25 protein-coding genes and 8 tRNA genes are annotated in these 26,228 nt (G+C 65.6%); 22 read left to right on the top strand and 11 right to left on the bottom strand.

The genetic code is table 11. The annotated features are described in order from the left end of the window. Window positions 1–17: 17 nt before the first annotated feature. The 6 genes from OP497_RS01850 to ccoN all read right to left on the bottom strand — a co-directional run bounded on the left by OP497_RS01850 (window position 18) and on the right by ccoN (window position 5,296). Complete coding sequence (locus OP497_RS01850; RefSeq protein ID WP_280546098.1) at window positions 18–530, bottom strand: FixH family protein; 513 nt, start codon at window positions 528–530, stop codon at window positions 18–20. Beyond that, window positions 530–1,963, bottom strand: a complete 1,434-nt coding sequence (ccoG, locus tag OP497_RS01845; RefSeq protein ID WP_280546097.1) for a cytochrome c oxidase accessory protein CcoG — start codon at window positions 1,961–1,963, stop codon at window positions 530–532. The genes OP497_RS01850 and ccoG overlap by 1 nt, the downstream gene beginning before the upstream one ends. Window positions 1,964–2,098: 135 nt before the next feature. Continuing rightward, window positions 2,099–3,028 carry a cytochrome-c oxidase, cbb3-type subunit III gene (gene ccoP, locus OP497_RS01840; RefSeq protein ID WP_280546096.1) on the bottom strand — a complete coding sequence of 310 codons (930 nt, stop codon included), beginning with the start codon at window positions 3,026–3,028 and terminating at the stop codon, window positions 2,099–2,101. After that, entirely contained in the window at window positions 3,025–3,237 is a 213-nt protein-coding gene (locus OP497_RS01835; protein WP_280546095.1) for a cbb3-type cytochrome c oxidase subunit 3, read from the bottom strand. Before OP497_RS01835 ends, ccoP begins: the two co-directional genes overlap by 4 nt. 2 nt (window positions 3,238–3,239) lie before the next feature. Further along, window positions 3,240–3,848, bottom strand: a complete 609-nt coding sequence (gene ccoO, locus OP497_RS01830) for a cytochrome-c oxidase, cbb3-type subunit II (protein WP_280546094.1) — start codon at window positions 3,846–3,848, stop codon at window positions 3,240–3,242. Between the two features lie 23 nt (window positions 3,849–3,871). Then, complete coding sequence (ccoN, locus tag OP497_RS01825; RefSeq protein ID WP_280546093.1) at window positions 3,872–5,296, bottom strand: cytochrome-c oxidase, cbb3-type subunit I; 1,425 nt, start codon at window positions 5,294–5,296, stop codon at window positions 3,872–3,874. 163 nt (window positions 5,297–5,459) lie between these two features. On the opposite strand from ccoN, the gene OP497_RS01820 reads away from it, so the two are divergent. The 10 genes from OP497_RS01820 to OP497_RS01775 all read left to right on the top strand — a co-directional run bounded on the left by OP497_RS01820 (window position 5,460) and on the right by OP497_RS01775 (window position 14,072). Then, window positions 5,460–6,182, top strand: coding sequence for an alpha/beta family hydrolase (locus tag OP497_RS01820; RefSeq protein WP_280546091.1), 723 nt, complete (start codon window positions 5,460–5,462; stop codon window positions 6,180–6,182). Window positions 6,183–6,317: 135 nt separating this feature from the next. Then, window positions 6,318–6,393, top strand: a tRNA-Val gene (locus OP497_RS01815). A gap of 42 nt (window positions 6,394–6,435) precedes the next feature. Continuing rightward, window positions 6,436–6,512: transfer RNA gene (locus OP497_RS01810), tRNA-Asp, on the top strand. A 28-nt stretch (window positions 6,513–6,540) separates the two neighbouring features. Beyond that, window positions 6,541–6,617: transfer RNA gene (locus OP497_RS01805), tRNA-Asp, on the top strand. Window positions 6,618–6,656: 39 nt separating this feature from the next. Next, window positions 6,657–6,733 (top strand) — tRNA-Val (locus OP497_RS01800). 3 nt (window positions 6,734–6,736) lie between these two features. Beyond that, a tRNA-Asp gene (locus tag OP497_RS01795) sits at window positions 6,737–6,813 on the top strand. Window positions 6,814–6,985: 172 nt separating this feature from the next. Beyond that, entirely contained in the window at window positions 6,986–9,004 is a 2,019-nt protein-coding gene (locus OP497_RS01790; RefSeq protein ID WP_280546090.1) for an NADPH-dependent 2,4-dienoyl-CoA reductase, read from the top strand. A gap of 262 nt (window positions 9,005–9,266) precedes the next feature. Continuing rightward, a complete protein-coding gene (locus OP497_RS01785) occupies window positions 9,267–11,189 on the top strand; it encodes a PrkA family serine protein kinase (RefSeq protein WP_280546089.1) in 1,923 nt (640 codons plus the stop codon). 15 nt (window positions 11,190–11,204) lie between these two features. Then, entirely contained in the window at window positions 11,205–12,491 is a 1,287-nt protein-coding gene (locus OP497_RS01780) for a YeaH/YhbH family protein (RefSeq protein WP_280546088.1), read from the top strand. 30 nt (window positions 12,492–12,521) lie between these two features. Continuing rightward, window positions 12,522–14,072 carry a SpoVR family protein gene (locus OP497_RS01775; RefSeq protein ID WP_280546087.1) on the top strand — a complete coding sequence of 517 codons (1,551 nt, stop codon included), beginning with the start codon at window positions 12,522–12,524 and terminating at the stop codon, window positions 14,070–14,072. 63 nt (window positions 14,073–14,135) lie between these two features. Here the strand turns inward: OP497_RS01775 and OP497_RS01770 are convergent, their stop codons facing one another. Beyond that, window positions 14,136–14,450: a high-potential iron-sulfur protein gene (locus OP497_RS01770; RefSeq protein ID WP_280546085.1), complete on the bottom strand. Its 315-nt coding sequence runs from the start codon at window positions 14,448–14,450 to the stop codon at window positions 14,136–14,138. A gap of 341 nt (window positions 14,451–14,791) precedes the next feature. Between OP497_RS01770 and OP497_RS01765 the strand changes: the two genes are divergently transcribed. Both OP497_RS01765 and OP497_RS01760 read left to right on the top strand, forming a co-directional pair. Continuing rightward, complete coding sequence (locus OP497_RS01765; RefSeq protein WP_280546084.1) at window positions 14,792–15,067, top strand: Lrp/AsnC ligand binding domain-containing protein; 276 nt, start codon at window positions 14,792–14,794, stop codon at window positions 15,065–15,067. A gap of 52 nt (window positions 15,068–15,119) precedes the next feature. Next, on the top strand, window positions 15,120–15,986 hold the full coding sequence (locus OP497_RS01760) for a DNA/RNA non-specific endonuclease (protein WP_280546083.1): 867 nt from the start codon (window positions 15,120–15,122) through the stop codon (window positions 15,984–15,986). Between the two features lie 87 nt (window positions 15,987–16,073). Here the strand turns inward: OP497_RS01760 and OP497_RS01755 are convergent. The 3 genes from OP497_RS01755 to OP497_RS01745 all read right to left on the bottom strand — a co-directional run bounded on the left by OP497_RS01755 (window position 16,074) and on the right by OP497_RS01745 (window position 16,453). After that, a tRNA-Leu gene (locus tag OP497_RS01755) sits at window positions 16,074–16,160 on the bottom strand. A 41-nt stretch (window positions 16,161–16,201) separates the two neighbouring features. Further along, window positions 16,202–16,288, bottom strand: a tRNA-Leu gene (locus tag OP497_RS01750). Window positions 16,289–16,366: 78 nt separating this feature from the next. Continuing rightward, window positions 16,367–16,453, bottom strand: a tRNA-Leu gene (locus OP497_RS01745). Between the two features lie 236 nt (window positions 16,454–16,689). Between OP497_RS01745 and rnr the strand changes: the two genes are divergently transcribed. The 10 genes from rnr to hemH all read left to right on the top strand — a co-directional run bounded on the left by rnr (window position 16,690) and on the right by hemH (window position 25,823). Then, on the top strand, window positions 16,690–19,068 hold the full coding sequence (gene rnr / locus OP497_RS01740) for a ribonuclease R (protein ID WP_280546082.1): 2,379 nt from the start codon (window positions 16,690–16,692) through the stop codon (window positions 19,066–19,068). Beyond that, complete coding sequence (rlmB, locus tag OP497_RS01735; RefSeq protein ID WP_280546081.1) at window positions 19,068–19,928, top strand: 23S rRNA (guanosine(2251)-2'-O)-methyltransferase RlmB; 861 nt, start codon at window positions 19,068–19,070, stop codon at window positions 19,926–19,928. The genes rnr and rlmB overlap by 1 nt, the downstream gene beginning before the upstream one ends. Window positions 19,929–20,218: 290 nt before the next feature. After that, the gene (gene rpsF / locus OP497_RS01730) at window positions 20,219–20,590 is read left to right on the top strand and encodes a 30S ribosomal protein S6 (RefSeq protein ID WP_280546080.1); all 372 of its coding nucleotides are present in this window, start codon (window positions 20,219–20,221) and stop codon (window positions 20,588–20,590) included. 33 nt (window positions 20,591–20,623) lie between these two features. Then, window positions 20,624–20,851, top strand: coding sequence for a 30S ribosomal protein S18 (gene rpsR / locus OP497_RS01725; protein WP_280546079.1), 228 nt, complete (start codon window positions 20,624–20,626; stop codon window positions 20,849–20,851). A gap of 13 nt (window positions 20,852–20,864) precedes the next feature. Then, window positions 20,865–21,716: a hypothetical protein gene (locus OP497_RS01720; RefSeq protein WP_280546078.1), complete on the top strand. Its 852-nt coding sequence runs from the start codon at window positions 20,865–20,867 to the stop codon at window positions 21,714–21,716. 16 nt (window positions 21,717–21,732) lie between these two features. Further along, window positions 21,733–22,179 carry a 50S ribosomal protein L9 gene (gene rplI / locus OP497_RS01715; protein ID WP_280546077.1) on the top strand — a complete coding sequence of 149 codons (447 nt, stop codon included), beginning with the start codon at window positions 21,733–21,735 and terminating at the stop codon, window positions 22,177–22,179. A 185-nt stretch (window positions 22,180–22,364) separates the two neighbouring features. Beyond that, window positions 22,365–23,753 carry a replicative DNA helicase gene (dnaB, locus tag OP497_RS01710; protein ID WP_280546076.1) on the top strand — a complete coding sequence of 463 codons (1,389 nt, stop codon included), beginning with the start codon at window positions 22,365–22,367 and terminating at the stop codon, window positions 23,751–23,753. A gap of 70 nt (window positions 23,754–23,823) precedes the next feature. Then, a complete protein-coding gene (locus OP497_RS01705; protein ID WP_280546075.1) occupies window positions 23,824–24,117 on the top strand; it encodes a hypothetical protein in 294 nt (97 codons plus the stop codon). A gap of 134 nt (window positions 24,118–24,251) precedes the next feature. After that, window positions 24,252–24,554, top strand: coding sequence for a DUF6482 family protein (locus tag OP497_RS01700; protein ID WP_133482903.1), 303 nt, complete (start codon window positions 24,252–24,254; stop codon window positions 24,552–24,554). 180 nt (window positions 24,555–24,734) lie between these two features. Next, complete coding sequence (gene hemH / locus OP497_RS01695; protein WP_280546074.1) at window positions 24,735–25,823, top strand: ferrochelatase; 1,089 nt, start codon at window positions 24,735–24,737, stop codon at window positions 25,821–25,823. 6 nt (window positions 25,824–25,829) lie between these two features. Here the strand turns inward: hemH and OP497_RS01690 are convergent, their stop codons facing one another. Next, window positions 25,830–26,219, bottom strand: a complete 390-nt coding sequence (locus OP497_RS01690) for a Na+/H+ antiporter subunit G (RefSeq protein ID WP_280546073.1) — start codon at window positions 26,217–26,219, stop codon at window positions 25,830–25,832. Window positions 26,220–26,228 lie beyond the last annotated feature (9 nt).

The raw sequence follows: 26,228 nt of genomic DNA, 5'->3' as shown, positions 1-26,228 counted from the left end.
TGTCTCGTCGGCCGGCCCTAGAGGCCGGGAACCAGGGCGATCTCGTCGTCGCTGGGGAAGTGAGCCTCGCCGGTCAGACGCCATTCGGCATCCTGTCCCTTTGCGGGCTGCAGGTGCAGGTACCAGCGATAGTTCAGCGGTTCGTCGATCATGGTCACATAGCGCCCGTCGCGGATATGTTCCAGGATCAGCGAGCGGTCTCGGCTGCTCTCGGTCGGAAAGATCAGCTCCAGGAACAGCCGCGCCGGCCGGCGCTCGCCCTGCAGATCAATGACGATGTCCCCGGTGCGAGGGTCGGCGCGCATCACCGCCTCGAGACCCAGGTCGCGCGCATGCTCCTGCTTGGCCAGCTGCTTGTTGATGGCCAGGCCCTGCTTGTAGTAGTCCTGCTCCACCGTGCCGTCGTAGAAGTGGATCGACAGCGCCAGGTAGACGATGCTGAAGGTCACCGATGAGGCCAGCAGGCCGATCAGGAACCAGGGCCAGAACTGCTTGTACCAGGGCGGGATGCTCTCGTGCTCCGCACTCATCAACGGGTCTCTCCTATGAAGCGGCTGTCGCGCTCGACGGCGATATCGGCATCTTGTGCTTCAAGTCGTAGCATGATCTCGACGCTGGGCCGGTCGATGGCCTCGGGCGGCACGCTGGCCTGGACCACCAGCTGGCGCGAGTCGCTGGCCGGCACGCTGACCTCGTGGGTATCCAGGGTCAGGCCGGGCAGGCCGGAGGCCTCCAGCCGGTAGACATGCGCCCGATTGTCGAGGTTGCGCACGGTCAGGGTATAGACGTTGCTGATGCGTCCGTCGCGGGTCATCTGGTACAGCTGGTTGCGTTCGCGTTCCACGTCGAAGCCCAGGGGCGTGCGGTCGGCCACCGCCCAGGCGAAGACGCCGACCATCACCAACAGAGCCGCCAGGTAGCCCATCAGGCGCGGCCGCAGGATGTGGGTGGGCTTGCTCTCCAGGGCGTTCTCGGTGGTGTAGCGGATCAGCCCGCGGGGATAGCCCATCTTGTCCATCACGCTGTCGCAGGCGTCGATGCAGGCCGCGCAGCTGATGCACTCGTACTGCAGGCCGTCACGGATATCGATGCCGGTGGGGCAGACCTGCACGCAGAGGTCGCAGTCGATGCAGTCGCCGTGGCCGGCGGCCCGGGCCTGCTCATGGCCGAGGCTCTTCTTGCGCGGGCCGCGAGGCTCGCCGCGAGCGGTGTCGTAGGAGACGATCAAGGTATCGGCATCGAACATCACCCCCTGGAAGCGCGCATAGGGGCACATGTAGATACACACCTGCTCGCGCAGCCAGCCGGCATTGAGGTAGGTGAAGACCAGGAAGAAGCCGACCCAGAAGTACGACCAGCCGTGGGCCTGGAGGGTGGGCAGCTCCACCACCAGGTCGCGGATGGGGGTGAAGTAACCGACGAAGGTGACCCCCGTGGCCAGGGCGATCGTAAGCCAGATGGCATGCTTGGCGGACTTGCGCCACAGCTTGTCGGGGGTCATCGGCTGTCTGTCGAGCTTGATGCGACGGTTGCGCGACCCCTCCAGGCGGTGCTCGACCCAGATGAACAGGAAGGTCCAGACGCTCTGCGGACAGGTGTAGCCGCACCAGACGCGGCCAGCGAACACCGTGATGAAGAACAGGCCGAAGGCACAGATGATCAGCAGCCAGGAGAGCAGCATGAATTCCTGGGGATAGAAGGTCGCCGAGAAGATATGGAACTCGCGTCCCGGCAGGTCGAACCAGATCGCCGGACGGTCGCCCCAGGGCACCCAGGGCAGCAGGAAGAAGGCCAGCATCAGGGCCCAGTTGGATGCGCGGCGCAGGCGCTGGAAGACGCCCTTGATCTCGCGCACGTAGATGTGGCTCCGGCTGGCGTACATCTGCTGGGTGACCGCTTCCCGCGGCGTGTGATGCTCCACGGGATCCGGGGTGACATCGCGGGTCGGGATCTTCTCGCTCATGGCAGGCTCACGGCTGGCAAGGAAGGGCAGGGCCGGGCAGGGACCGCTGCGGATGCGCATAGTGTATCGGGGTGGCCGCACAACGAGAAAGGGTGCGACCGGAGGCCGCACCCTTTCTTGCCGCAGGTCGTCGCTTCAGTCTTCCCGACTCAGGCTGTAGACGTAGGCAGCGACGAGGTGGACCTTGTCCTCGCCGATGTAGGCGGCCTGGGCCGGCATGTGGCCATTGCGGCCATTGCGCAGGGTCTGGCGCACCGAGTCGCCAAGCGACTGGCCGGGGGCCTGGTAGAGCCAGGCATCGTCGGTCAGGTTGGGTGCGCCCAGGGCCTGGTTGCCGGTGCCGTCGGGGGTGTGGCAGGCGGCGCACACCGAGGCGAACACGCTGGCCCCTTTCTCGGCGCGCTGCGGGTCCTCGGCATTGCCGGAGAGCGAGAGGACGTGCTGGGCGACGTTCTCGATGTTCTCGCTGCCCAGCTGCTGCCAGGAGGGCATCAGGCCGTTACGCCCGTTGGTGAGGGTCTGGACGATGTTCTCCGGCGCGCCGCCATACAGCCAGGCGTCGTCCGTCAGGTTGGGGAAGCCGTAGCCGCCCTTGGCGTTGGAGCCGTGGCAGATCGCGCAGTTGTTGAGGAAGATGCGTTCGGCGACTCGCATGGCCTCGTTGTCCTGGGAAAGTTCCGGGATCGGCACCTCCTGGTACTGGGCAAAGATCGGTCCGAAGCGCTCCTCGGCGCGGGTGACCTCCTCTTCCCACTGGCCCTCCTGGCTCCAGCCCAGCAGGCCGGTGAAGTTGCCAAGGCCCGGGTAGAGCACCAGGTAGCCCAGCGAGAAGATCACGGTGCCCACGTAGAGCTGGAACCACCAGCGCGGCAGCGGGTTGTCGTACTCCTCGATCCCGTCGGCGGCGTGGCCGGTGGTGCCCACGTTGCCCTCGGCATCCGGGGTCTTGTCGGTCTGGCGGTTGGCGAAGAGCAGCCAGAAGGCAATCCCGATGGTGCCCAGCGTGATGACGATGATCCAGGCACTCCAGAAGCTGGAAAGGGAGTCACCCCAAAAATTGTTCATGTGTTCTTCTCTCCCTTGTCGTGTCGGGAATCGGCCTCGCGGGAGGCGCTCTGGTCACGGTTCGGCGGCTCATCCTCGTCGGCGAAGGGCAGGTTGGCTGCTTCGTCGAAGTCCGGCTTGCGTCGCTTCGAGTAGGCCCACAGCGTGAGCCCCACGAAGGCGATGATCAGCAGGATGATGATCACACCGTTGACGGTCCCGTTATCCATGGTCAGCGCGAATCCTTGAGCACGGTGCCCAGCTGCTGCAGAAAGGCGACCAGCGCGGTGATCTCGCGCTCGCCGCGCACGGCCTCGCTGGCGCCGGCAATCTGCTCGTCGGTGTAGGGCACGCCCAGCATCTGCATGGCGCGCATCTCGCCGGCGATACGCTCCCCGCTCAGGGTGTTCTCGAACAGCCAGGGATAGGCGGGCATGATCGACTCCGGTACCACGTCGCGGGGGTTGTAGAGGTGGGCGCGGTGCCAGTCATCGCTGTAGCGGCCACCCACGCGGGCCAGGTCCGGGCCGGTGCGCTTGGAGCCCCACAGGAAGTTGTGGTCGTAGACCGACTCGCCGGCCACGCTGTAATGGCCGTAGCGCTCGGTTTCGGCCCGGAAGGGGCGAACCATCTGCGAATGGCAGCCGACACAGCCCTCGCGGCGGAAGACGCCGCGGCCCGCGAGCTCCAGGGGGGAGAGGGGCTCGAGGCCCTCGACCGGTTCGGTCGTCTGCTTCTGGAAGAACAGTGGGACGATCTCGGCCAGTCCCGCGAAACTGATCACCACCAGAATCAGTATGGCGAGCAGGCCGACATTCTTTTCGACGATCTCGTGTCTCATTGGTGTCTCGTTCCCTGGTTGGCTCAGGCAGTCTGCGGAAGCGGCTGACGGGCGCCTTCACCGCGCCGGACGGTCATGAAGACGTTGAAGGCCATGATCAGCATACCGGTCACCCAGCACAGGCCGCCGATCAGGCGCACGATGTAACCCGGGCCGCTGGCCTCCACGGACTCGACGAAGGTGTACATCAGGGTGCCGTCGGGATTCACGGCGCGCCACATCAGCCCCTGCAGGATGCCGTTGACCCACATGGCGGCGATGTAGAGCACGGTGCCGATGGTGGCCAGCCAGAAGTGCACGGCGATCAGGTTGACCGAGTGCATCTCGGTGCGGCCGAAGAGGCGCGGGATCAGGTGGTACATGGAGCCGATGGTGATCATCGCCACCCAGCCCAGGGCGCCGGCGTGCACGTGACCGATGGTCCAGTCGGTGTAGTGGGAGAGGGCGTTGACGGTCTTCACCGCCATCATCGGACCCTCGAAGGTGGACATGCCGTAGAAGGAGAGGGCCACCACCATGAAGCGCAGGGTCGGGTCGGTGCGCAGCTTATGCCAGGCGCCGGAGAGGGTCATCATGCCGTTGATCATGCCACCCCAGGAGGGGGCGAGCAGGATGATCGACAGGACCATGCCGAGTGACTGCGTCCAGTTGGGCAGGGCGGTATAGTGCAGGTGGTGCGGGCCGGCCCACATGTAGACCATGATCAGCGCCCAGAAGTGGACGATGGACAGGCGGTAGGAGTAGACCGGACGCTCGGCCTGCTTGGGCACGAAATAGTACATCATCCCCAGGAAGCCCGCGGTCAGGAAGAAGCCCACCGCATTGTGGCCATACCACCATTGCACCATGGCGTCGATGGCGCCGGCGTAGATGGAGACGGAGAAGGTCGAACTCACCGGAATGGAGGCGCTGTTGACGATGTGCAGCACGGCCACGGTGATGATGAAGGCCGCGAAGAACCAGTTGGCCACGTAGATGTGGGAGGTCTTGCGCAGCTTGATGGTCCCCAGGAAGACGATGGCGTAGCTTATCCAGACCACGGCCAGCAGGATGTCGATCGGCCATTCGAGCTCAGCGTACTCCTTGGTGCTGGTGTAACCCAGCGGCAGGGTGACCACCGCGGAGAGGATTACCGCCTGCCAGCCCCAGAAGGTGAAGGCCGCCAGCTTGTCCGAGAACAGACGCACCTGGCAGGTTCGCTGCACGACGTAGTACGAGGTCGCAAAGAGTGCCGAGCCGCCGAAGGCGAAGATCACGGCGTTGGTGTGGAGCGGGCGCAGGCGGCCGAAGCTCGTCCACGGTAGTCCCAGGTTCAGTTCCGGCCATACCAGTTGCGAGGCGATGATGACGCCGAGGGCCATGCCCACGATGCCCCACACCACCGTCATGATCGCGAACTGCCGAACTACCTTGTAATTGTAGGTCGGGTGTTCAAATGCTGTGCTCATGTCAGGTTCCCATCGAACGCGGTTTGGGGGTGTCCCGCGGCATTCTGCCTCGGGGTGACCTCCGCAGGATGATGCAGGTCTATAACCAATGCTGATTCTAGCGCAGGCTTACAGCAAGCTGAACACGCCAATGTATTGATTCATGAACGCGAAGAGGCTGAAATTGTCAGACTATTTTTGTCGGGATTTGCCGCCCATCGACCGCGAGACCCTGCATCGATTGCTGCGGGATGGTGAGTCCGGTGGCTGGAATATCCAGGGGCTCGGCCCCCTGGAAGTGCGTGGGGAGTGCCGGGTGGGCCGGCTGCTGATGGCCCATGGCGCCGGTTCTGGGCAGGATTCAACCTTTCTGCAACGGTTGCGTGATGCACTGGCCGGAGTGGGGGTCCAGACATTGGCCATCGAGTTCGCCTACCTGCAGCAGATGCGCCGCGAAGGTCGGCGGCGACCGCCGCCGAGGGTCGATCGCCTGGTCGATGAGCTGGTCCACTGGTGCGACAGTGTGTCGCACCACGACCTTCCGCCACCCTGGCTGGGTGGCAAGTCGATGGGCGGGCGTGTCGCCAGTCTGCTGGCGGCCCGTGATGGTGCCCCCGGCCTGGTGCTGTGCGGCTACCCCTTCCATCCGCCCGGCAAGCCCGAGCGCCTGCGGCTCGCTCACTGGCCGCTGCTGGGCTGTCCGACCCTCGTGGTGCAGGGCAGTCGAGATCCCTTCGGGACCCGTGACGAGGTGGCGGGCTATGAGCTCCCCGCTACGACACGGCTGCACTGGCTCGAGGACGGCGACCATGACTGGAAGCCGCGTCGCGCCTCGGGCAGGACCCAGACGGCACTGATCGACGAGGGGGCGGCGGCGATCGCCGCCTTCATGACCGCCCACGCCTGAAACTCCGTGTCGCGGACGGTGCGGGCAAGTCGATGAAAGGTCTGTGGTTCTTCGTTCACGGGTGTGCCCTGGCGGCGACGCGAAAAGCGTTGACATTGGTCGGAGCTCCTGTAGTATTCAGCGCCACGTGACCGGGGGTGGTTAGCTCAGCTGGGAGAGCACCAGCCTTACAAGCTGGGGGTCACAGGTTCGAACCCTGTACCACCCACCATCGCTTTGGCGATGCCCGATCATGTCGCAGGAAGATAGCAGCGGACCGGTAGTTCAGTTGGTTAGAATGCCGGCCTGTCACGCCGGAGGTCGCGGGTTCGAGTCCCGTCCGGTCCGCCATCGTCTTCCCTGTCGCAAGTCATCTTGCGGACCGGTAGTTCAGTTGGTTAGAATGCCGGCCTGTCACGCCGGAGGTCGCGGGTTCGAGTCCCGTCCGGTCCGCCATGATGGCATCACGACAGCAGCAAGTTTGCAGTAACGCGTGGGTGATTAGCTCAGTTGGTTAGAGCACCAGCCTCACATGCTGGGGGTCACTGGTTCGAGTCCGGTATCACCCACCACGCGGACCGGTAGTTCAGTTGGTTAGAATGCCGGCCTGTCACGCCGGAGGTCGCGGGTTCGAGTCCCGTCCGGTCCGCCATCTGCATACGAATTCTTCAGCCCCGAGGCCTTTCAGGTCTCGGGGCTGTCTCGTTGGTTCCAGGCGTTTATCCTTGCCCCGGCAGCGTGGGTCGATGATCCTTTGCGTCATCCGACTCGATTATCATACAGTTGTTTTAATCGACCGTCGTTCCGACCGTGAGGATCCTGCCGTGAGTGCTTATCCCCAGCTGTTCCGACCCCTGAGGGTCGGCCACCTGACACTGCCCAACCGGGTGCTGATGGGTTCGATGCACACCAACCTCGAGGAGGCGCCAGGCGGCTTCGCGCGGCTGGCGGCCTTCTATGCCGAGCGGGCCCGGGAGGGCGTCGGGCTGATCGTCACCGGCGGCATCGCGCCCCATCCCGAGGGTGCCGTCTTCGAGGGGGCGGCGACCCTCGAGCGACCCGAGCAGGTGGCGGAGCACCGTGGCGTGGTCGAGGCCGTGCACGCCGCCGGCGGGCATATCTGCCTGCAGATCCTGCACGCCGGGCGCTACGCCTATACGCCGGAGCTGGTGGCGCCCTCGGCGCTCCAGGCCCCCATCAACCCCTTCACGCCCCGGGCACTCGCCAGTGACGAGGTCGAGGCGCGCATCGAGGCCTACGTGCGCTGCGCGACACTGGCCCGGCAGGCCGGCTACGACGGCGTCGAGGTGATGGGGTCGGAGGGCTATCTGATCAACCAGTTCATCTGTCCGCGCACCAACCAGCGCGACGATGCCTGGGGAGGCAGCCTCGAGAATCGCCTCCGCTTCCCGGTGGAGATCGTGAAACGCATCCGCGGGGCGGTGGGCAGTGACTTCCTGCTGATCTTCCGGCTGTCGATGATCGACCTGGTGGAAGAGGGCAGCACCTTCGAGGAAGTCGTCGCCCTGGGGCGCGCCCTCGAGGCCGCCGGCGTCGACCTGATCAACACCGGCATCGGCTGGCACGAGGCGCGTGTTCCCACCATCGTCACCAGCGTGCCGCGGGCCGCCTTCACCGAGGTGACCCGGCGCATGAAGGCCGAGCTCTCGGTGCCGCTGATCACCACCAACCGCATCAACATGCCGGAGGTCGCGGAGCGGGTGCTCGCCGAGGGGCACGCCGACATGGTTTCCATGGCGCGCCCCTTCCTGGCCGACCCGGCCTGGGTGAGCAAGGCTGCCGCAGGACGCCACGAGGAGATCAATACCTGCATCGCCTGCAACCAGGCCTGCCTGGACCAGGTCTTCCTGGGGCGGGTGAGTTCCTGCCTGGTCAATCCGCGTGCCTGCCACGAGACGGAGCTGGTGGTCGCCCCGGCCGCTGCGCTGAAGGCCATCGCCGTGGTGGGCGGCGGCCCCGCCGGGCTTGCCACCGCGGTCACCGCCGCCGAGCGCGGCCATGCCGTGACCCTGTTCGAGCGCGGCACCGAGCTGGGCGGCCAGTTTAACCATGCGCGGCGGATTCCCGGCAAGGAGGAGTTCGATGAGACCCTGCGCTACTACCGGGTAAGGCTCGACAGGCTGGGCGTCACGGTTCGGCTGGGTATCGAGGCGGATGTCCAGGCCCTGCGCGACTTCGATGCGGTAGTGCTGGCCACCGGCGTGCGGCCGCGCCGACTCGCGCTGCCGGGTATCGACCACCCGAAGGTCATCGGCTATCCGACGGCGATCACCCATCCCGAGCGGGTCGGCCGGCGCGTGGCGATCATCGGCGCCGGGGGCATCGGCTTCGACGTGGCGGAGCTCTTGACCCACGCCGGCGGCGCCGCGCCGTCGGTCGCGGCCTGGTGCGACGAGTGGGGGGTGGATCTCGGTGTGGCGCATCGTGGCGGTCTCAAGGCGGCAGAGCGGCCTGTGACGCCTCGGCAGGTCGTCCTGCTGCAGCGCAAGACCAGCAAGCCGGGCAAGGGGCTCGGCAAGACCACCGGCTGGGTACACCGGGCCTCGCTCAAGCATCGCGGGGTCGAGACGCTGGTCGGTTGCGAGTATCTCGGCATCGACGACGAGGGGCTGCATGTCCGTATCGATGGCGAACCACGACCACGCTGTCTCGAGGTCGATACCATCGTCGTCTGTGCCGGCCAGGAGCCGGTGAGGGAGCTGCTCGCGCCGCTCCAGGCGGCCGGCATGGCCGTGCATGTCATCGGCGGTGCCGACGCGGCAGCGGAGCTCGATGCCCGTCGCGCCATCGAGCAGGGCACCCGGCTGGCCGCACGGCTCTGACACCACACCGTCCGCCTGCGACGGCCCGCCGTTGACCCCCCCGCCGGCCTCCTCCGGCGGGCGGCGTCGTTTCAGCGTTCAATCTTTCGCGATGCCTCATGAACCGAGTGGCACTCGCCGGGCTCTCAGGGGTGAGGGATCGGGTGCGTTGATTGGTGAGGCAAACCGTTATCCGCTGATGCTGTCTACGCTGATGAGACCCCACCCTGGCTTGTCACCACCATGTCGAGTGGCTGGGGAACCGGGCATACAGGAGGCATCGATGAGCATCTTCGATCATGTGCAGAACCGCTTCGCTCGCGTCAAGCAGGAAGAGATGAGCCTGCAGGAGTATCTAGAGCTCTGCCACCGGGAGCCCGTGGCCTATGCCACGGCGGCCGAGCGGATGCTGGAGGCCATCGGCGAGCCAGAGGTGATCGATACCGCGAAGGATTCGCGGCTGTCCCGCATCTTCTCCAACAAGGTGATCCGCCGCTATCCGGCCTTCGCCGAGTTCTACGGCATGGAGGAGGCCATCGAACAGATCGTCGCCTACTTCCGCCATGCCGCTCAGGGGCTCGAGGAGCGCAAGCAGATCCTCTATCTGCTGGGGCCGGTGGGGGGTGGCAAGTCATCCCTGGCCGAGCGGCTCAAGCTGCTGATGGAGAAGGTGCCCTTCTATGCCATCAAGGACTCGCCGGTCTACGAGTCGCCGCTGGGCCTGTTCTCCCCGGAGGAGGATGGCGAACTGCTGGAGAAGGAGTACGGCATCCCCCAGCGCTACCTCAAGAGCGTGATGTCGCCCTGGGCCGCCAAGCGTCTCAAGGAGTACGGGGGCGACATCTCCCAGTTCCGGGTGGTGCGCCTCTATCCTTCGCGGCTCAACCAGATTGCCATCTCCAAGACCGAACCCGGCGACGAGAACAACCAGGACATCTCTTCGCTGGTGGGCAAGGTGGATATCCGCCAGCTCGAGCTTTACTCCCAGGATGACCCGGACGCCTACAGCTTCTCCGGCGGGCTGTGCCGTGCCAACCAGGGGCTGATGGAGTTCGTCGAGATGTTCAAGGCGCCGATCAAGGTGCTGCATCCGCTGCTGACGGCGACCCAGGAGGGCAACTACAACCCCACCGAGGGCATGGGAGCGATCCCCTTCGACGGCGTGGTGCTGGCCCACTCCAACGAGAGCGAGTGGCAGACCTTCCGCAACAACCGCAACAACGAGGCCTTCCTCGACCGGGTCTACATGGTCAAGGTCCCCTACTGTCTGCGCGTTTCCGAAGAGATCAACATCTACAAGAAACTGCTCGAGCACTCCTCGCTGGCCGAGGCGCCCTGTGCGCCGGATACCCTGCGCATGCTGGCCCAGTTCTCGGTGCTCTCGCGGCTCAAGGAGCCGGAGAATTCGAGCATCTATTCCAAGATGCGGGTCTACGACGGCGAGAACCTCAAGGACACCGATCCCAAGGCCAAGTCGATCCAGGAGTACCGCGATGCGGCCGGGGTCGACGAGGGCATGGAGGGGCTATCGACGCGCTTCGCCTTCAAGATCCTCTCCAAGGTGTTCAACTTCGACAACCATGAGGTGGCGGCGAACCCGGTGCACCTGCTCTACGTGCTCGAGCAGCGCCTGGAACAGGAGCAGCTCCCCCGGGAGACCTTCGAGCGCTACCTGCGCTTCATCAAGGAGTTCCTGGCCCCGCGCTATGTCGACTTCATCGGCAAGGAGATCCAGACGGCCTATCTCGAGTCCTATTCCGAGTACGGCCAGAACATCTTCGACCGCTACGTCACCTACGCCGACTTCTGGATTCAGGACCAGGAGTACCGCGACCCCGAGACCGGCGAGTTCCTCGACCGCCAGGCCCTCAACGAGGAGCTGGAGAAGATCGAGAAGCCGGCGGGCATCTCCAATCCCAAGGATTTTCGCCACGAGGTGGTCAACTTCGTGCTGCGGGCGCGTGCCCAGAACAACGGCATGAACCCCAGTTGGCAGTCCTACGAGAAGCTGCGGGGGGTGATCGAGCACAAGATGTTCGCCAACACCGAGGAGCTGCTGCCGGTGATCTCCTTCAACGCCAAGGCTTCGACGGCGGATCAGAAGAAGCACGAGGACTTCGTGGCACGCATGGTCGACCGCGGCTACACCGAGAAGCAGGTTCGCCTGCTCTCCGAGTGGTACCTGCGGGTACGCAAGTCGCAGTAGGCCGAGGAGGTCGTCATGACCTATTTCATCGATCGTCGAGCCAATGCCAAGCACAAGAGCGCGGTCAATCGCCAGCGCTTTCTCGACCGCTATCGCACCCATATCAAGCGCTCGGTCGAGGAGGCGGTGAACCGTCGCTCGATCACCGACATGGAGCGCGGCGAGAAGGTCTCGATTCCCGCCCGGGACATCTCCGAGCCGGTCTTCCAGCACGGACCGGGGGGCAAGCGCGCCATCATCGCGCCGGGCAACAAGGAGTTCGTCGAGGGGGACCGGCTGCGCCGCCCCGTCGGCGGGGGCGGCGGCGACGGTGCCGGGGAGGGCGGTGCCTCCAACCAGGGCGAGGGCATGGACGAGTTCGCCTTCACCCTCAGCCGCGAGGAGTTCCTCGACTTCGTCTTCGAAGGCTTGGAGCTGCCCCACCTGGAGCGCAAGAACCTGGTGGACCTCGATGAAGTGCGCCCGGTGCGCGCGGGGGTCTCCCGTCACGGGGTGCCGGCGCGCATCAACATCGTGCGCTCCATGCGCGAGGCCCAGGCCCGGCGCATCGCCATGCGCGCGCCGATCCGCCGGGCCCTGCGCGAGGCCACGGAGGCACTGGCCGAAGAGGAGGGTAAGGATCCGGTGCTGCGCCACCCCGCCCGTATCGCCGAGCTCAAAGCGGAGATCGAGCGCCTCGAGAAGCGCCTGGAGGCGGTGCCCTTCATCGATACCTACGACCTGCGCTACAACAACCTGGTCGACCAACCTCAGCCCTCGAGCAAGGCGGTGATGTTCTGCGTGATGGACGTCTCGGGGTCCATGACCCAGGCCCACAAGGACATCGCCAAGCGCTTCTTCCTGCTGCTCTATCTCTTCCTCGAGCGCAATTATCAGAAGGTCGAGCTGGTCTTCGTCCGCCACCATACCGCGGCCAAGGAGGTCGACGAGGAGGAGTTCTTCTATTCCCGCGAGACCGGCGGCACCATCGTCTCCAGCGCCCTGACGCTGGTCGACCAGATTATCGAGGCGCGCTACCCGCCCGGGCAGTGGAACCTCTATGTGGCGCAGGCCTCGGACGGCGACAACTGGGACGACGACTCCATCACCTGTCGCGAGCTGCTTGTCGAACGCCTGATGCCGCGGCTGCAGTACTTCACCTACGTGGAAATCACCCCCCATGCCCACCAGGCGCTGTGGGAGGAGTACGAGAGGGTGGAGGCCGAGTATGCCGAGCGCTTCGCCATGCGCCAGATCGTCGAGGCCGGGGACATCTATCCGGTCTTTCGCGAGCTGTTCAAGCGCCGCATTGCCAGCACTTGACCACCAGAGCAGGCGGCCCGAGGAGGCAGCATGACCCGACGCAAGCCCATCGCGACCGGCTCCGACTGGAACTTCGAGATTCTCGATGCCTTCGAGGAGGAGATTGCACGCCTGGCGGACGAGTATCGCCTGGATACCTATCCCAACCAGATCGAGGTCATCACCACCGAGCAGATGATGGACGCCTATGCCAGCGTGGGCATGCCGGTGGGCTATCACCACTGGTCCTTCGGCAAGCAGTTCCTGGCCGTGGAGCAGGCCTATCGCCGTGGCCAGATGGGGCTCGCCTACGAGCTGGTGATCAACTCCGACCCCTGCATCGCCTACCTGATGGAGGAGAACACCCTGATGATGCAGGTGCTGGTCATGGCCCATGCCTGTTATGGCCACAACTCCTTCTTCAAGGGCAACTACCTGTTCCGCACCTGGACGGACGCCTCCTCCATCGTCGACTACCTGGTGTTCGCCCGGAAATACATTAGCGAGTGCGAGGAGCGCCACGGCGTGGCCGCGGTGGAACAGCTGCTGGATGCCTGCCACGCCCTGCAGAACTATGGCGTCGACCGCTACAAACGCCCCTCGCCGGTCTCCGCCGCCGAGGAGGCGCGGCGCCAGAAGGAGCGCGAGCTGCACCTCCAGGCCCAGGTCAACACCCTGTGGCGCACCATCCCGGGCCGCCCGCACGGCGATGCCCTGCCCGGCATGGCCGACGAGGAGGACCCGCTGGGCCTGCACGGGGGCGGTCGCTATCCCCCGGAGCCTCAGGAGAACCTGCTCTATTTCATCGAGAAGAACGCCCCGCTGCTGGCCCCCTGGCAGCGCGAGGTGGTGCGCATCGTGCGCAAGCTGGCCCAGTACTTCTATCCCCAACGCCAGACCCAGGTGATGAACGAGGGCTGGGCGACCTTCTGGCACTACACCCTGATGAACCGGCTCTTTGATGAAGGCCTGGTGGATGAAGGGTTGATGCTGGAGTTCCTGCAGTCGCATACCGCGGTGGTCAACCAGCCGGCCTTCGACAGTCCCTACTTCAGCGGCATCAACCCCTACGCGCTGGGCTTCGCTATGTTCGGCGACATCAGGCGCATCTGCCAGGACCCCACCGAGGAGGATCGCGAATGGTTCCCCGACACTGCCGGAAGCGATTGGCTGGAGGCGGTGCATTTTGCCATGAAGAACTTCAAGGACGAATCCTTCATCCAGCAGTTCCTGTCGCCCAAGGTGATCCGCGACCTCAAGCTGTTCATGGTGGTCGACGACGACCAGGAGGAGATGCTGGAGGTGGCGGCGATCCATGACGAGCGCGGCTATCGGCGCATTCGCGAGTCCCTCGCCACCCAGTACGCGCTGGCGGTGCGTGAACCCAATGTCCAGGTCTACTCGGCGGACATCCGCGGCGACCGCTCGCTGACCCTGCGCCACGTTCAGGACAGTCGGCGTCCGCTGGCGCGCAGCGTCTATCCGGTCATCCGCCACCTCCACCAGCTGTGGGGCTTCCCGGTGCGGCTGGAGTCGGTGCAGAACGAGGAGGTGGTGCGCCGCTACCACTGGCCGCTGCCCGAGGAGGAGCGCCGTGATTGAAGCGTTCTAACGACGCGACCCGCGCCATGGCGCGGGTCGTTCGTTGCTGCCTCGGGCCTCGGCTCAGGCCTTGGCGGTCCAGGACTGACACCAGCCTTGAGGGTTGACGCTGTTCTGCGGGAACAGTTGGCAGCCCTGGCTGTCGGCCTGGAAGAACATGCAGCCGCTGCACTGCTCGCCCTCCTCGTAGGCCGGATGGTCGCTGGCGTCGCTGGCGTTCTCGACGTAGTTAAGGGCCTGGGCCTGGTCGGAGCTCGGGTCGAGCCGCGGCAGGTCCTGGGCGAAGGCGCTCTTCGACAGGATGCCAGCGCCGAGGGGCAGGGCGGCCAGGCCCAGCAGGCTATTGCGCATGAAGTCACGACGGCTATGGTCGGCCATGGTCTCTCCTTCTCATCACGGTCTTGGGGTCACGGTGGGGCACTCGGGGTGCCCGTTTCTTCTGGGCGGGTGGTCGAGCCACCTCTTGATCCGACAGGCGCGTCTCTGCACAGTTCGTTCGCTCAATGATAGTAAACTGATGGGTGGATCGCGAACCGGCCGGGGCCTGTGCGGCAATCCGCCGCGCAGGCCCCCGCCAGGGAGGAGAACCCCCGGTGCTCGCGGGAGTCCCCTCGGTTCAGCGACCTCGGCGGCGCTGCTATACTCGCGCCAGCTGCGGTGGCCACCCGGTCGACCGCAGAACGAGACGCGCGCAAGCGCCCAGAGCAGGGAGAAGTCCGATGCAGAACGCGGTGATTCTGATCAATGCCGAGAAGGGCCAGGTGAAGGCCGTGGCCGAGCGGTTGGCCGATGTCGAGGGAATCAGCGAAGTCTATTCCACCTGTGGTCGCTATGACCTGGTGGCCATCGCGCGCACCCCTGACTTCGAGAGCCTCGCGGATCTGGTGACCGGACGCCTCAACGCCGTCGAGGGCATTCGCGACACCGAGACCCTCAATGCCATGCAGGTCCACTCCCGGCACGACCTGGAGACCATGTTCTCGCTGGGCTGGTGAGGGGACGTCGGGCCCCGCGCCCGCCAGATGATCGGACAGGGAAGGGTCAGGCATGGCAGCAAGACGAAGGCGCGTCGCCAACCGCTGGCGCCGTCAGGTGCGTCGTATCGGCATCACGGCGCTGTTCGTGGCGGTGGCCACCGGGCTCTGGCACTTCCAGGAGCGCGAGCTGCGCGACGGGCTCAGCTGGCAGGGTGTCACCACCTGGCAAGAGCTTACTCCGCTGAGCTTCCATCGCGTGCTGCGCAACGACGGTTTCCTGGTGGGCTGGTCCGACGTGCGGGTCAATCCGCTGTGGGTCAGCTACCTGCTGCGTGAGATCGACGACCCGGGTATCGGGCCGCGCCCGGGCTTCCGGCGCGACTGGCGGGCCCTGTGGCCGATCTCGCCGGACAGCTACTTCGGGAGCGGCTATGACCGGGGGCATCTCGCCCCCAACTATGCCATCGCCGCGGTCCATGGCCGGGCGGCGCAGCGCGACACCTTCCTGATGAGCAACATGTCACCCCAGCGGCCGGAGCTCAACCGGCGCCTCTGGCAGCGCCTGGAAGAAGTGGTGATGGATCGCTTCGTGCCACGCTTCGGTACCCTTCAGGTGATCACCGGCCCGGTCTTCCCGGTGCCGTTTCGCGACAACGCGCTCAACCGGGTCGGCCTGGTCGAGGTGCCCGAGGCCTTCTACAAGATCCTGGTGGTGCCGGGGGATGAGCCCCGGGCGCTGGCCTTCATCATGCCGCAGCGGGTCTCCGGCGACGAGCCGCTGGACGACTTCCTGGTCAGCATCGATGAGGTGGAGGCGCGTACCGGCCTGGACTTCTTCCCGCAGCTGCCCGAGGCTGCCGCCGTGGCACTGGAGGCCGAGGTGGAGGCCGCGGGCTGGGGGCTCGAGGCCGTGGCCAGGCTGCCCGGCCGCTTCTGAATGGCGGGCACAAAAAAACCGCGAACATGGCGTCGCGGTTTCCTGTGGGGCTGCAATGTCGACTCGTCTGCATGACGCGAGAAGAAGTGGTGCCCAGGAGAGGACTTGAACCTCCACATCCGTAAGGATACTAGCACCTGAAGCTAGCGCGTCTACCAATTCCGCCACCTGGGCGCATCATGTTGTCGTCGTGTTCGCGAGCATCGCGTGTGCGATGGTGCCCAGGAGAGGACTTGAACCTCCACGTCCATAAGGACACTAGCACCTGAAGCTAGCGCGTCTACCAATTCCGCCACCTGGGCGAACACGAGCGATCCGAGCTGACAAAGAGCGTGGGAGTAAACTCCCTGGTCTCCGGTCGAAAGTCGATGGGAGGCCGATGGTGCCCAGAAGAGGACTTGAACCTCCACGTCCGTTAGGACACTAGCACCTGAAGCTAGCGCGTCTACCAATTCCGCCATCTGGGCAGGCGAGGCGCATGTTACCGGATTCGTTCGCTGTTGCAAGCGGATCTGGCGTTTTCATGCGGGATTTTTTGTCGCCTGTCACGCGTCGCCGGCGCCGCCATGGTTGGGTGATGGGGGCACCGGCGCTATACTGCGCCCATGACAATCGACCCGAAATGCCAAATGCCACGCGCCGGACGTCGTCCCCGCGCTCTTTCGATCACGCTGCTCCCGATGCCGCCAAGGATGCCCACCGCATGACCCACTGGACGCTCAGCGACGATCCGCACGCCAAACGCGAAGCCCACAAGTATGACAAGCCCGCTCCCAGCCGTGAGTACCTCCTCGCCTACCTGGAGGAGGCCGGCAAGCCGCTCACCCATGAGGCGATGAGCCAGCAGCTGGGCCTCGAGGACGAGGAGCTCCAGGAGGCGGTGCGCCGGCGCCTGGCGGCGATGGAGCGCGATGGCCAGGTGCTGCGCAACCGCCGCGCCGCCTATGCGCTGATCGACAAGCTCGACCTGATCAAGGGCAAGGTACTGGGGCACCGCGACGGCTTCGGCTTCCTGCTCCGCGACGACGGCAAGAAGCCCGACCTGGTGATGCCGCCGCGGCAGATGCGCCGCGTCTTCCACGGCGACCATGTGCTGGTTCGGGTCAGCGGGCGCGACCGCCGGGGCCGTGACGAGGCCACCATCGTCGAGATGCTCGCGCGCAACACCCAGACCATCGTCGGCGTCTACCGCGCCAACACGCCGGAATTCGGGGTGTTGATCCCCGAGAATTCCCGCGTCACTCAGGAGGTCATCATCCCCCACAGCGCCTCTGGCGGAGCCCAGGACGGCCAGGTGATCTCGGCGAGGATCACTCAGCAGCCCGAGACCCGGGTGCAGCCGGTGGGCGAGGTGGTCGAGGTGCTCGGCGAGCGCATGGATCCCGGGATGGAGATCGACATCGCCATCCGCAGCTACGAGATCCCCGCCGAGTTCCCGCCGGATGTCCACGACCAGATCGCCGGCATGTCGGCCGAGGTGGCCGAACAGGACAAGCATCAGCGCATCGACCTGCGCGACGTGCCGCTGGTGACCATCGACGACGAGAGCGCCAAGGACTTCGACGACGCCGTCTGTGCCTGGAAGACCAAGTCGGGCAGCTGGAAGCTGCTGGTAGCCATCGCCGACGTCTCCCACTACGTGCGTCCCGGCAGTGCTCTGGACCAAGAGGCGATCACCCGTGGCAACTCGGTGTACTTCCCGGGCCAGGTGGTGCCGATGCTGCCGGAGCTACTCTCCAACGGGCTCTGCTCGCTGAACCCGGCCGTCGACCGCCTGGCGCTGGTCTGCGAGATGAACATCTCCCAGAGCGGGGCGATCAGCCGCTACCGGTTCTACGAGGCGGTGTTCCAGTCTCATGCACGTCTCACCTACAACAAGGTGGCCGCCATCCTCGACGACGAGGGGCAAGAGGGCGAGGCCCTGCGCGAGGAATACCGCGAGCTGGTGCCGTCGCTGAAGAACCTGCACTCGCTTTATACGCTGCTGCGCGAGGCCCGGGTGGAACGGGGCGCCATCGACTTCGAGACCACCGAGACGGCCATCGTCTTCAACGACGAGCGCAAGATCGAGAAGATCGTCCCACGCTCGCGCAACGACGCCCACAAGATCATCGAGGAGTGCATGCTGGCGGCCAACGTGGCCACCGCGCGCTTCCTCGACAAGCATGATCTGCCGGCCCTCTATCGCATCCACGAGAAGCCCTCGCCGGAACGTCTCGACAAGCTGCGCCTGTTCCTCAATGAGCTGGGCCTGTCGCTCGGCGGAGGCGACGACCCGAGCCCCCAGGACTACCGGGACCTGGCCGAGGTGGTCAAGGGGCGTGACGATGCCGACGTCATCCAGACGGTGATGCTGCGCTCCATGAGCCGGGCGGTCTATTCGCCGCAGAATGACGGCCACTTCGGCCTGGCCTATCCGGCCTATGCGCACTTCACCTCGCCGATCCGGCGCTACCCGGACCTGCTGGTCCACCGCGCGATCCGCTCGGTGATCCGTGGCCCGCGCCAGACCAACACCGTGCTGCGCGCCGACGGGGCCGGCGTGGAGCCACCCAGCAAGTGGGCCCCCTACACCTTCGAGCAGATGCTCGAGCTCGGTGAGCACTGCTCGATGACCGAGCGGCGTGCCGACGACGCCACCCGCGACGTGGAGGACTGGCTCAAGTGCGAGTTCATGTCCGACAAGCTCGGCGAGGTCTATGACGGCAGCATCGCCTCGGTGACCCAGTTCGGCATCTTCGTACGCCTCGACGAGGTGTTCGTGGAGGGCCTGGTGCATGTCACCTCGCTGCCCTCCGACTACTACCACTACGAGCCCGAGAAGCATCGCCTCAAGGGCGAGCGCAGCGGCATGAGCTACCGCCTGGGCGACGGCGTCACCGTGCAGGTGGCTCGCGTCGATCTGGACGACCGCAAGATCGACTTCGCACTGGCCGACGACAAGCCGCGCCCCAAGCGCCAACCGCGTAAGGGCCGCGGTGGCAACAAGCCGACCGAGGCAGGCGCCGGCAAGCCCGGTGACAAGTCGGGCAAGAGCGGCCGGCGCCGTCGCGGTCCGCGTCGCTCGAGGAAGCACGGCTGATGGCGGCAGGTCGCAAGCCTCGGCACGTCAATAAGCCGGGGCAAGCAAGCAAGCCCCAGAAACACCCCGGCAGCAAGGCGCCTCGCGCGCCAGCTCCCCCGGGGGGGCTCGAGGCAGTGTACGGCGTGCATGCGGTGCGGGCGCTGCTCGACCGCGGTGAGGTGCCCCGCGAGGTCTGGGTGCAGGAGGGCAGTGCCGGTACTCGCCTGGCCGAGCTGGTCGAGGTGGCTCGCCAGGGGGGCGCGCGTCTCCAGTCCCGTCCCCGGGACGAGCTCGAGCGCTTGGCCCAGGGGGCCTCCCACCAGGGCATCATCGCCTTCGCCACACCACTTGCCTTCGAGGGTGAGACCTCCCTGTGGCTGCGGCTGGAAGGCTGGCCCCATGAGGCGCCGCCGCTGCTGCTCGTGCTCGACGGCGTCACGGACGTGCACAACTTCGGCGCGTGTTTGCGTAGCGCCGATGCCGCGGGTGTGCACGGGGTGATCGTGCCCAAGGACAAGGCAGCACCGCTCAATGCCATGGTGCGCAAGGTGGCCTGCGGCGCCGCCGAGAGCATGCCGGTCTACCAGGTCACCAACCTGGCCCGGGCCATGGCCAGGCTCAAGGCGCTCGGTGTCTGGATCACCGGTACCGCCGGCGAGGCCGAGGCGGGCCTCTTCGAGGCCGATTTCGCTGGGCCGACAGCGCTGGTGATGGGAGCCGAAGGCAAGGGAATGCGGCGCCTCACCCGCGAGGCCTGCGATACCCTGGTCAAGCTGCCCATGGCCGGCAGCGTTTCCAGCCTCAACGTCTCGGTGGCCACCGGCATTTGCCTGTTCGAGGCGGTGCGCCAGCGACGCCAGGCTTCGCCTGGAGCTTGAAGCCATAAGCCTTAAGCTGTACGAGTGCCGCTTCTCGGCTGGAAGAGCCAGGCCTCGCCCAGAGCTTGAAGTCTTAAGCTGGAAGCTTGAAGAAAAGCTCTTGGTGTCAGGGTTGGTAGTACCTTCCAGCTTGCGTAGCCCGCCCCCATTCTTTAGAATGCTTGCGCCCGCTCGTCCTGCGAGCGGGCCTTTCTGTCTTCTGACAACCCGTCTTTTGACAATCACTCCTTGCTTCCCCTGAGCGATTCGAGATCGCCATTGAGGAAGCTGCCAAACCGCAAGGAGATTTCATGCGTCACTACGAGATCGTCTTCATGGTCCACCCGGACCAGAGCGAGCAGGTCCCGGCCATGGTCGAGCGCTATACCGGCCTCGTCACCGAGAACGGCGGCACCGTGCATCGCCTCGAGGATTGGGGCCGTCGCCATCTGGCCTACCCGATCAACAAGATCCACAAGGCTCACTACGTGCTGATGAACGTCGAGTGCAGCGGCGAGACCCTCGACGAGATCGAGAACATCTTCCGCTTCAATGACGCCATCATCCGCAGCCTGGTGGTTCGCGCCAAGGAAGTCATCACCGAGGCCTCACCGATGATGAAGCCGGTGGAAGAGAAGCGTGTGCGTCGCGACGAGAAGCCGCGTAGCACCGAATCCGCCTGAGCCACCCCATCGCACCGCTGAAGGAGTCTTCCCATGGCACGCTTTTTCCGTCGCCGTAAGTTCTGCCGTTTCACCGCTGAAGGCGTGAAGCAGATCGACTACAAGGATCTGGACACGCTCAAGGCCTACATCACCGAGACCGGCAAGATCGTTCCCAGCCGCATCACCGGGACCAAGGCCCGTTACCAGCGCCAGCTGTCCACCGCGATCAAGCGGGCACGCTACCTGGCGCTGCTGCCCTACTCCGACAGCCACCAGTAATGCACCGCGCGTGATGTTGCCCGTTGCCCGCTGGATGATGCGCGGTACGCCCCACGCCGCTGGCGGGGCGGCCGTGGCCACCGCGATTCCCTGGCTGTTCTGGTTGGGGGCCGCCGTGGTGGCCCTGGTCACGCTGCGACATGGCCTGGCCGCTTCGCTGCCGGTGATCATCGCCGCGGCCCTGCCGGCCGGCTGGTGGTGGACCCAGGGGGACGTCATCCCGCTGGCCAGCGTCCTGTTGGTCGTGCTGATGGCGGTGGTGCTGCGCTCGCGGTTGCGCTGGAGCGAGGCGCTCCTCGCCGGCACTCTGGCCGGGGCGGCGATGATCCAGCTGGACATCTTCCTGCCGCCGGGCGGGGCCGGCCCCGTGCTGGAGCAGCTGCGCCAGGGGTCGCCGGACATCGCGGCGATGCTCACTGAGCTCTCCCGTCAGGGCATGGACACCGAGCAGCTGGCCGGCCTGTTGATCAGTGGCGTGACCGCGCTGATCGTGCTGCTCGCCGCCGTCGCCTGCCTGGCCCTGGCGCGCGGCTGGCAGGCCGGGCTCTACAACCCCGGCGGGTTCCGCGCGGAGTTTCACGGCCTGCGCCTGGCCCCCCGAGAGCTCGCCGTGCTGGTGGTGCTCGGGGTGCTGGGGGCGGCGCTGGAGCTCCCGGCCCTGGGCATGCTGGCCTGGGTGCCACTGCTGGTGGCCGGCATCGCGCTGGTACATGGTTTTATCGGATTGAAGGGAATGAACGGGCTGTGGCTGGTCGCCTTCTATGTGCTGCTGATCACCACCTGGCCCATGATTCTCATCGTGCTGTTCGTGGCCTTCATCGACACGTTCGCGGACTTCCGCGGACGCCTGGCCCGCAGCCACTGACAAGAGGTTTACGAGAATGGACGTCATTCTGCTCGACAAGATTGGCAAGCTGGGCGGTCTGGGTGACCAGGTCACCGTCAAGCCCGGTTATGGTCGCAACTACCTGGTGCCCTACGGCCTGGCCGTGCCGGCTACCAAGGAGAACATCGGGGCCTTCCAGGCCCAGCGTGCCGAGCTCGAGGCCCAGGCCGCCGAGCGCAAGGCCGTGGCCGAGGCGCGTGCCGAACAGCTCAACGACATCGAACTGTCGCTGGTCTCCAAGGCCGGTGACGAGGGCAAGCTGTTCGGGTCGATCGGTCCGCGTGACTTGGCCGAAGCCATCTCCAGCGCCGGGATCGAGGTCGCCAAGAGCGAAGTGCGCATGCCGCAGGGCCCGATCCGTGCGACCGGCGAGTACGACATCGACCTGCACCTGCATGCCGAAGTCGCTGCTACCGTCCGGGTGGTGGTGGTGGCCGAATAAGGCCAGCGCGACGGCACGCCCCAGGTGGGCGTGCCTCGAAAAGGGGGCGAGGAGTGAATCCTCGCCCCCTTTTCTTGTCATGTGTCGTGTCACGAATAGGCGCCGTCGTCCTGCCTGGGCATGGGGTCGGGGCATGCCATCGCGTAGAATGAGTTAGCCCCTTTCTCCCTGAAGGTCCGCGCACCATGAACGAACCCCTCACCCTCGACCGGGAAACCGCCGCTCTCAAGGTGCCGCCGCATTCGCTGGAGGCCGAACAGTCCGTGCTCGGTGGCCTGATGCTCGACAACCAGGCATGGGACAACGTGGCCGACCGCCTGGTGGCGGATGACTTCTATCGCTATGAGCACCGCCTGATCTTCAACGTCATGGCCGGCCTGGCCGAGACGAGCCGGCCGCTGGACGTGGTGACCCTCTCCGAGGCGCTGGAGAGGCGAGACCAGCTCGATACCGTGGGTGGCCTGGCCTACCTGGCGGAGCTGGCCAGGAGCACGCCCTCGGCGAGCAATATCCGCGCCTATGCCGACATCGTCCGCGAGCGCGCCACCCTGCGCAAGCTGATCCGTGCGGCCAGCCAGATCGCCGACGGCGCCTTCAGTCCCCAAGGGCGCCCCGCCGACGAGCTGGTCGACGAGGCCGAGCGGCTGGTGTTCCAGATCAGCGAGGAGCGCCCCAAGTCGGGGGGGCCGATCGGCATGAGCGAGCTGCTGACCAAGGCGGTGGATCGCATCGACGAGCTGTTCAACCTGCAGGGCGAGATGACCGGGCTCTCCACCGGCTTCCGCGACTTGGACGAGATGACCTCGGGGCTGCAGCCCTCGGACCTGGTGATCGTTGCCGGCCGGCCCTCCATGGGCAAGACCACTTTCGCCATGAACCTGGTCGAGCATGCGGTGATCGCCAGCGACAAGCCGGTGATGGTGTTCTCCATGGAGATGCCCGCGGACTCGCTGATGCTGCGCATGCTCTCCTCGCTGGGGCGCATCGACCAGACCCGGGTGCGCACCGGCCAGCTGGAAGACGAGGACTGGCCGCGCCTGACCTCGGCGGTCAACCTACTCAAGGACAAGCAGCTGTTCATCGACGACACCGCCGCGCTGTCCCCCAACGAGATGCGCTCGCGGATCCGCCGGGTGGTGCGCGAGCAGGGCAACCTCGCGCTGATCATGATCGACTACCTGCAGCTGATGCAGATCCCCGGCTACTCCGAGAACCGCACCGGCGAGATCTCCGAGATTTCCCGCTCACTCAAGGGGCTGGCCAAGGAGTTCGGCTGCCCGGTGGTGGCGCTCTCGCAGCTCAACCGCTCGCTGGAGCAGCGCCCCAACAAGCGCCCGGTGATGTCGGACCTGCGCGAGTCCGGCGCCATCGAGCAGGATGCCGATATCATCGGCTTCGTCTATCGCGACGAGGTCTACAATCAGGATAACCCCGACAACCAGGGGCTGGCCGAGGTGATCATCGGCAAGCAACGTAACGGCCCCATCGGCACCGTGCACATGGCGTTCATCGGCAAGTACACCCGCTTCGAGGACCTGGCCCCGGACAGCTACCGCGAGGCCTTCGGCGAGTGAGGGCGCCCTTGAGTCCCGTGACCGGCCCCGTATAATGCCCAGCCCTCGAATCACACAGGAAGGAGGCAGCATGGCAGGCGGATTCCGACGCGGCAATCGTGCGCGTACCCCGAAGCTCGAGGGGCGCGGCGAGCTCCAGTCGATGGAGCGTGAAGGCCCCTTCAAGGAGTGGCTGGGGATGCCCGACCTTTACCGCTACCACCTGGTGGTGGAGGGGGAGGCCTACAGCTATCAGACCGAGGACGCCGAGCTGCCGGTGCGGGTCGGCGACCGGGTGGTGTTCCGCTACAAGGAGACCAAGGCCGGCAACTGGGTGGATCGCAACTCCCTGGGCAAGGCGATCGACCCCTCCGAATATCAGTAAGTCCGGAACCTGACGAGGTGGTCAGGGTCACAGCAGGATAATGTCGACGACACGATACCGTCATCGGGTGCAGTCAGGCTGTGCCCGATCTTGTATCTCGACATCATCGATCCGGACATCAGGAGGAAGGACCCATGGAATTCCAGCAGCTGAAAGCCTTCGTGGCGCGCCACGACAACTTCGAGATCCGCGTGATCGGCCATGCCGGCAGCCGGTTCTACCAGGTCGAACTGGAGGACGTGGAGGGGCAGCGCCACATGCTGACCCGTGCCGGCAAGCCGATCCTCTTCCGTTCTCTGGATGACGTCTATCTGGAACTCAAGCGCGCCGGCATCCACCGCGCCTACCTGGTCCAGCAGGTGCCCCACGATGAGGTCATCGGACGTGAGACCCACTATCAGGACCCGCTGACGTCGCGCATGCCGCTGGTCTTCTGATTGGATTCCTTGCCTGTGGTCGTATCATCTTCTCCTCACCGTCACGACAAGCCGGAATCGACAAGAGCTGGCCAAAAGCCGTACAGATAACATCCATAGTATAACTTTATTCGGTGCCCGGCGATTGACTGATAGACTGGGGCAATCCCAACAAGACACCGAGTGCGAGCTATGCAAGGCATGACATCAGCCAACACCGGCCAGGCCCCGAACGACCTTGATGCCCACGGTAGCGGCCGGCTGGCCCATGCGCCGCCCGACCACCCGCCAGTGCCCCGCCCGAAGGTCGGCGTGGTGCTGGCCAACCTGGGCACCCCGGACGCCACCGATTACTGGTCGATGCGCCGCTACCTGAGTGAGTTCCTCTCCGACAAACGCGTGGTGGATTATCCGGACTGGAAGTGGCAGCCGCTGTTGCAACTGATCATCCTCTCCCGCCGCCCCTTAAAGTCCGGTGAGGCCTACCGCGGCATCTGGAACACCGAGAAGGACGAGAGCCCGCTGCTGACCATCACCCGCGAGCAGACCCGCAAGGTCGCGGCAGGGCTCCATGCGCAGTACGGCGAGAACGTGATGGTCGACTTCTGCATGCGCTACGGCAATCCCTCCACCGACAGTGTGCTGAAGCGCATGCAGGCCGCGGGCTGCGAGCGAATCCTGTTCTTCCCGCTCTATCCGCAATACGCCTCGCCGACCACCGCCACGGCCAACGACCAGGCCTTCCGCACCCTGATGAGGCTCAAGTGGCAGCCAGCGATTCGCACCGTGCCCGCCTACTTCGAGCACCCCGCCTATCTGGATGCCCTGGAGAGTTCGGTGCGTGAGGCCTTTGACGCCGCCGAGACGCCGCCCGAGGTGCTGGTGGCCTCCTACCATGGGGTGCCCAAGCGCTACCTGCTGGAGGGCGACCCCTACCACTGCCAGTGCCAGAAGACCACGCGCCTGCTGCGCGAGCGGCTGGGCTGGGAGGAGGAGGCGGTCCAGACCGCCTTCCAGTCCAAGTTTGGCCCCGAGGAGTGGGTGGGGCCGGCGACCGTGGAGCACGTCGCCGCGCTGGCCCGCCAGGGCAACAAGCACATCGCGGTGGTGTCGCCGGCCTTCTCCTCGGATTGCGTGGAGACCCTCGAGGAGATCGAGGAGGAGATCCGTGAGAGCTTCCTCGCCGCCGGCGGCGAGACCTTCACCTACATCCCCTGCCTGAATGACCGCGATGACCACATCGCCGCGTTGTGCTCGATCATCGACAACGAGCTGGGTGGCTGGGTCTAGCCGCAATCAGTGGCCACGGTCCGGGTGCAGCACGGGCTTCTCACCCACCTCATCGTGGCGCAGTTCCAGGGGTTTTCCGCCGGTCTTCGGCACGTGCTTGAGCTTGAGGTGCAGACCCGTCTTGGCCAGCAGGTGGGCGCTCACCGGTGCAGTGATGAACAGGAACAGCGTGATCAGCAGTTCCTGGATGATCGGCTGCCCCTGGGTCGTCGAGAAGTAGAACATCGAGCCGATCAGGATGCAGCCGATGCCCAGGGTGGTGGCCTTGGTGGGGCCATGCAGGCGCATGTAGAAGTCCCGCAGGAGCGTCATGCCCAGCGAACCGATGAAGGCGAAGATGCCCCCGGCGATCAGGAAGAAGGAAATGACGCCTTCGAGAAGCACATAGAAGTTCATGGTCGCTCC

This window comes from Halomonas sp. 11-S5, assembly GCF_029889825.1.
Lineage (GTDB): Bacteria > Pseudomonadota > Gammaproteobacteria > Pseudomonadales > Halomonadaceae > Halomonas.
The sequence above is the reverse complement of the archived record's forward strand: the minus strand, read 5'-3'. Positions and strand labels throughout refer to the sequence as shown.

Excerpts from the sequence above, each read along its gene's own strand:
- OP497_RS01850 (WP_280546098.1), bottom strand. The coding sequence starts at position 530 with ATGAGTGCGGAGCACGAGAGCATCCCGCCCTGGTACAAGCAGTTCTGG.
- ccoG (WP_280546097.1), bottom strand. The coding sequence starts at position 1,963 with ATGAGCGAGAAGATCCCGACCCGCGATGTCACCCCGGATCCCGTGGAG.
- ccoP (WP_280546096.1), bottom strand. The coding sequence starts at position 3,028 with ATGAACAATTTTTGGGGTGACTCCCTTTCCAGCTTCTGGAGTGCCTGG.
- OP497_RS01835 (WP_280546095.1), bottom strand. The coding sequence starts at position 3,237 with ATGGATAACGGGACCGTCAACGGTGTGATCATCATCCTGCTGATCATC.
- ccoO (WP_280546094.1), bottom strand. The coding sequence starts at position 3,848 with ATGAGACACGAGATCGTCGAAAAGAATGTCGGCCTGCTCGCCATACTG.
- ccoN (WP_280546093.1), bottom strand. The coding sequence starts at position 5,296 with ATGAGCACAGCATTTGAACACCCGACCTACAATTACAAGGTAGTTCGG.
- OP497_RS01785 (WP_280546089.1), top strand. The coding sequence starts at position 9,267 with ATGAGCATCTTCGATCATGTGCAGAACCGCTTCGCTCGCGTCAAGCAG.
- OP497_RS01780 (WP_280546088.1), top strand. The coding sequence starts at position 11,205 with ATGACCTATTTCATCGATCGTCGAGCCAATGCCAAGCACAAGAGCGCG.
- OP497_RS01775 (WP_280546087.1), top strand. The coding sequence starts at position 12,522 with ATGACCCGACGCAAGCCCATCGCGACCGGCTCCGACTGGAACTTCGAG.
- OP497_RS01770 (WP_280546085.1), bottom strand. The coding sequence starts at position 14,450 with ATGGCCGACCATAGCCGTCGTGACTTCATGCGCAATAGCCTGCTGGGC.
- OP497_RS01765 (WP_280546084.1), top strand. The coding sequence starts at position 14,792 with ATGCAGAACGCGGTGATTCTGATCAATGCCGAGAAGGGCCAGGTGAAG.
- OP497_RS01760 (WP_280546083.1), top strand. The coding sequence starts at position 15,120 with ATGGCAGCAAGACGAAGGCGCGTCGCCAACCGCTGGCGCCGTCAGGTG.
- rnr (WP_280546082.1), top strand. The coding sequence starts at position 16,690 with ATGACCCACTGGACGCTCAGCGACGATCCGCACGCCAAACGCGAAGCC.
- rlmB (WP_280546081.1), top strand. The coding sequence starts at position 19,068 with ATGGCGGCAGGTCGCAAGCCTCGGCACGTCAATAAGCCGGGGCAAGCA.
- rpsF (WP_280546080.1), top strand. The coding sequence starts at position 20,219 with ATGCGTCACTACGAGATCGTCTTCATGGTCCACCCGGACCAGAGCGAG.
- rpsR (WP_280546079.1), top strand. The coding sequence starts at position 20,624 with ATGGCACGCTTTTTCCGTCGCCGTAAGTTCTGCCGTTTCACCGCTGAA.
- OP497_RS01720 (WP_280546078.1), top strand. The coding sequence starts at position 20,865 with ATGTTGCCCGTTGCCCGCTGGATGATGCGCGGTACGCCCCACGCCGCT.
- rplI (WP_280546077.1), top strand. The coding sequence starts at position 21,733 with ATGGACGTCATTCTGCTCGACAAGATTGGCAAGCTGGGCGGTCTGGGT.
- dnaB (WP_280546076.1), top strand. The coding sequence starts at position 22,365 with ATGAACGAACCCCTCACCCTCGACCGGGAAACCGCCGCTCTCAAGGTG.
- OP497_RS01705 (WP_280546075.1), top strand. The coding sequence starts at position 23,824 with ATGGCAGGCGGATTCCGACGCGGCAATCGTGCGCGTACCCCGAAGCTC.
- OP497_RS01700 (WP_133482903.1), top strand. The coding sequence starts at position 24,252 with ATGGAATTCCAGCAGCTGAAAGCCTTCGTGGCGCGCCACGACAACTTC.
- hemH (WP_280546074.1), top strand. The coding sequence starts at position 24,735 with ATGACATCAGCCAACACCGGCCAGGCCCCGAACGACCTTGATGCCCAC.
- OP497_RS01690 (WP_280546073.1), bottom strand. The coding sequence starts at position 26,219 with ATGAACTTCTATGTGCTTCTCGAAGGCGTCATTTCCTTCTTCCTGATC.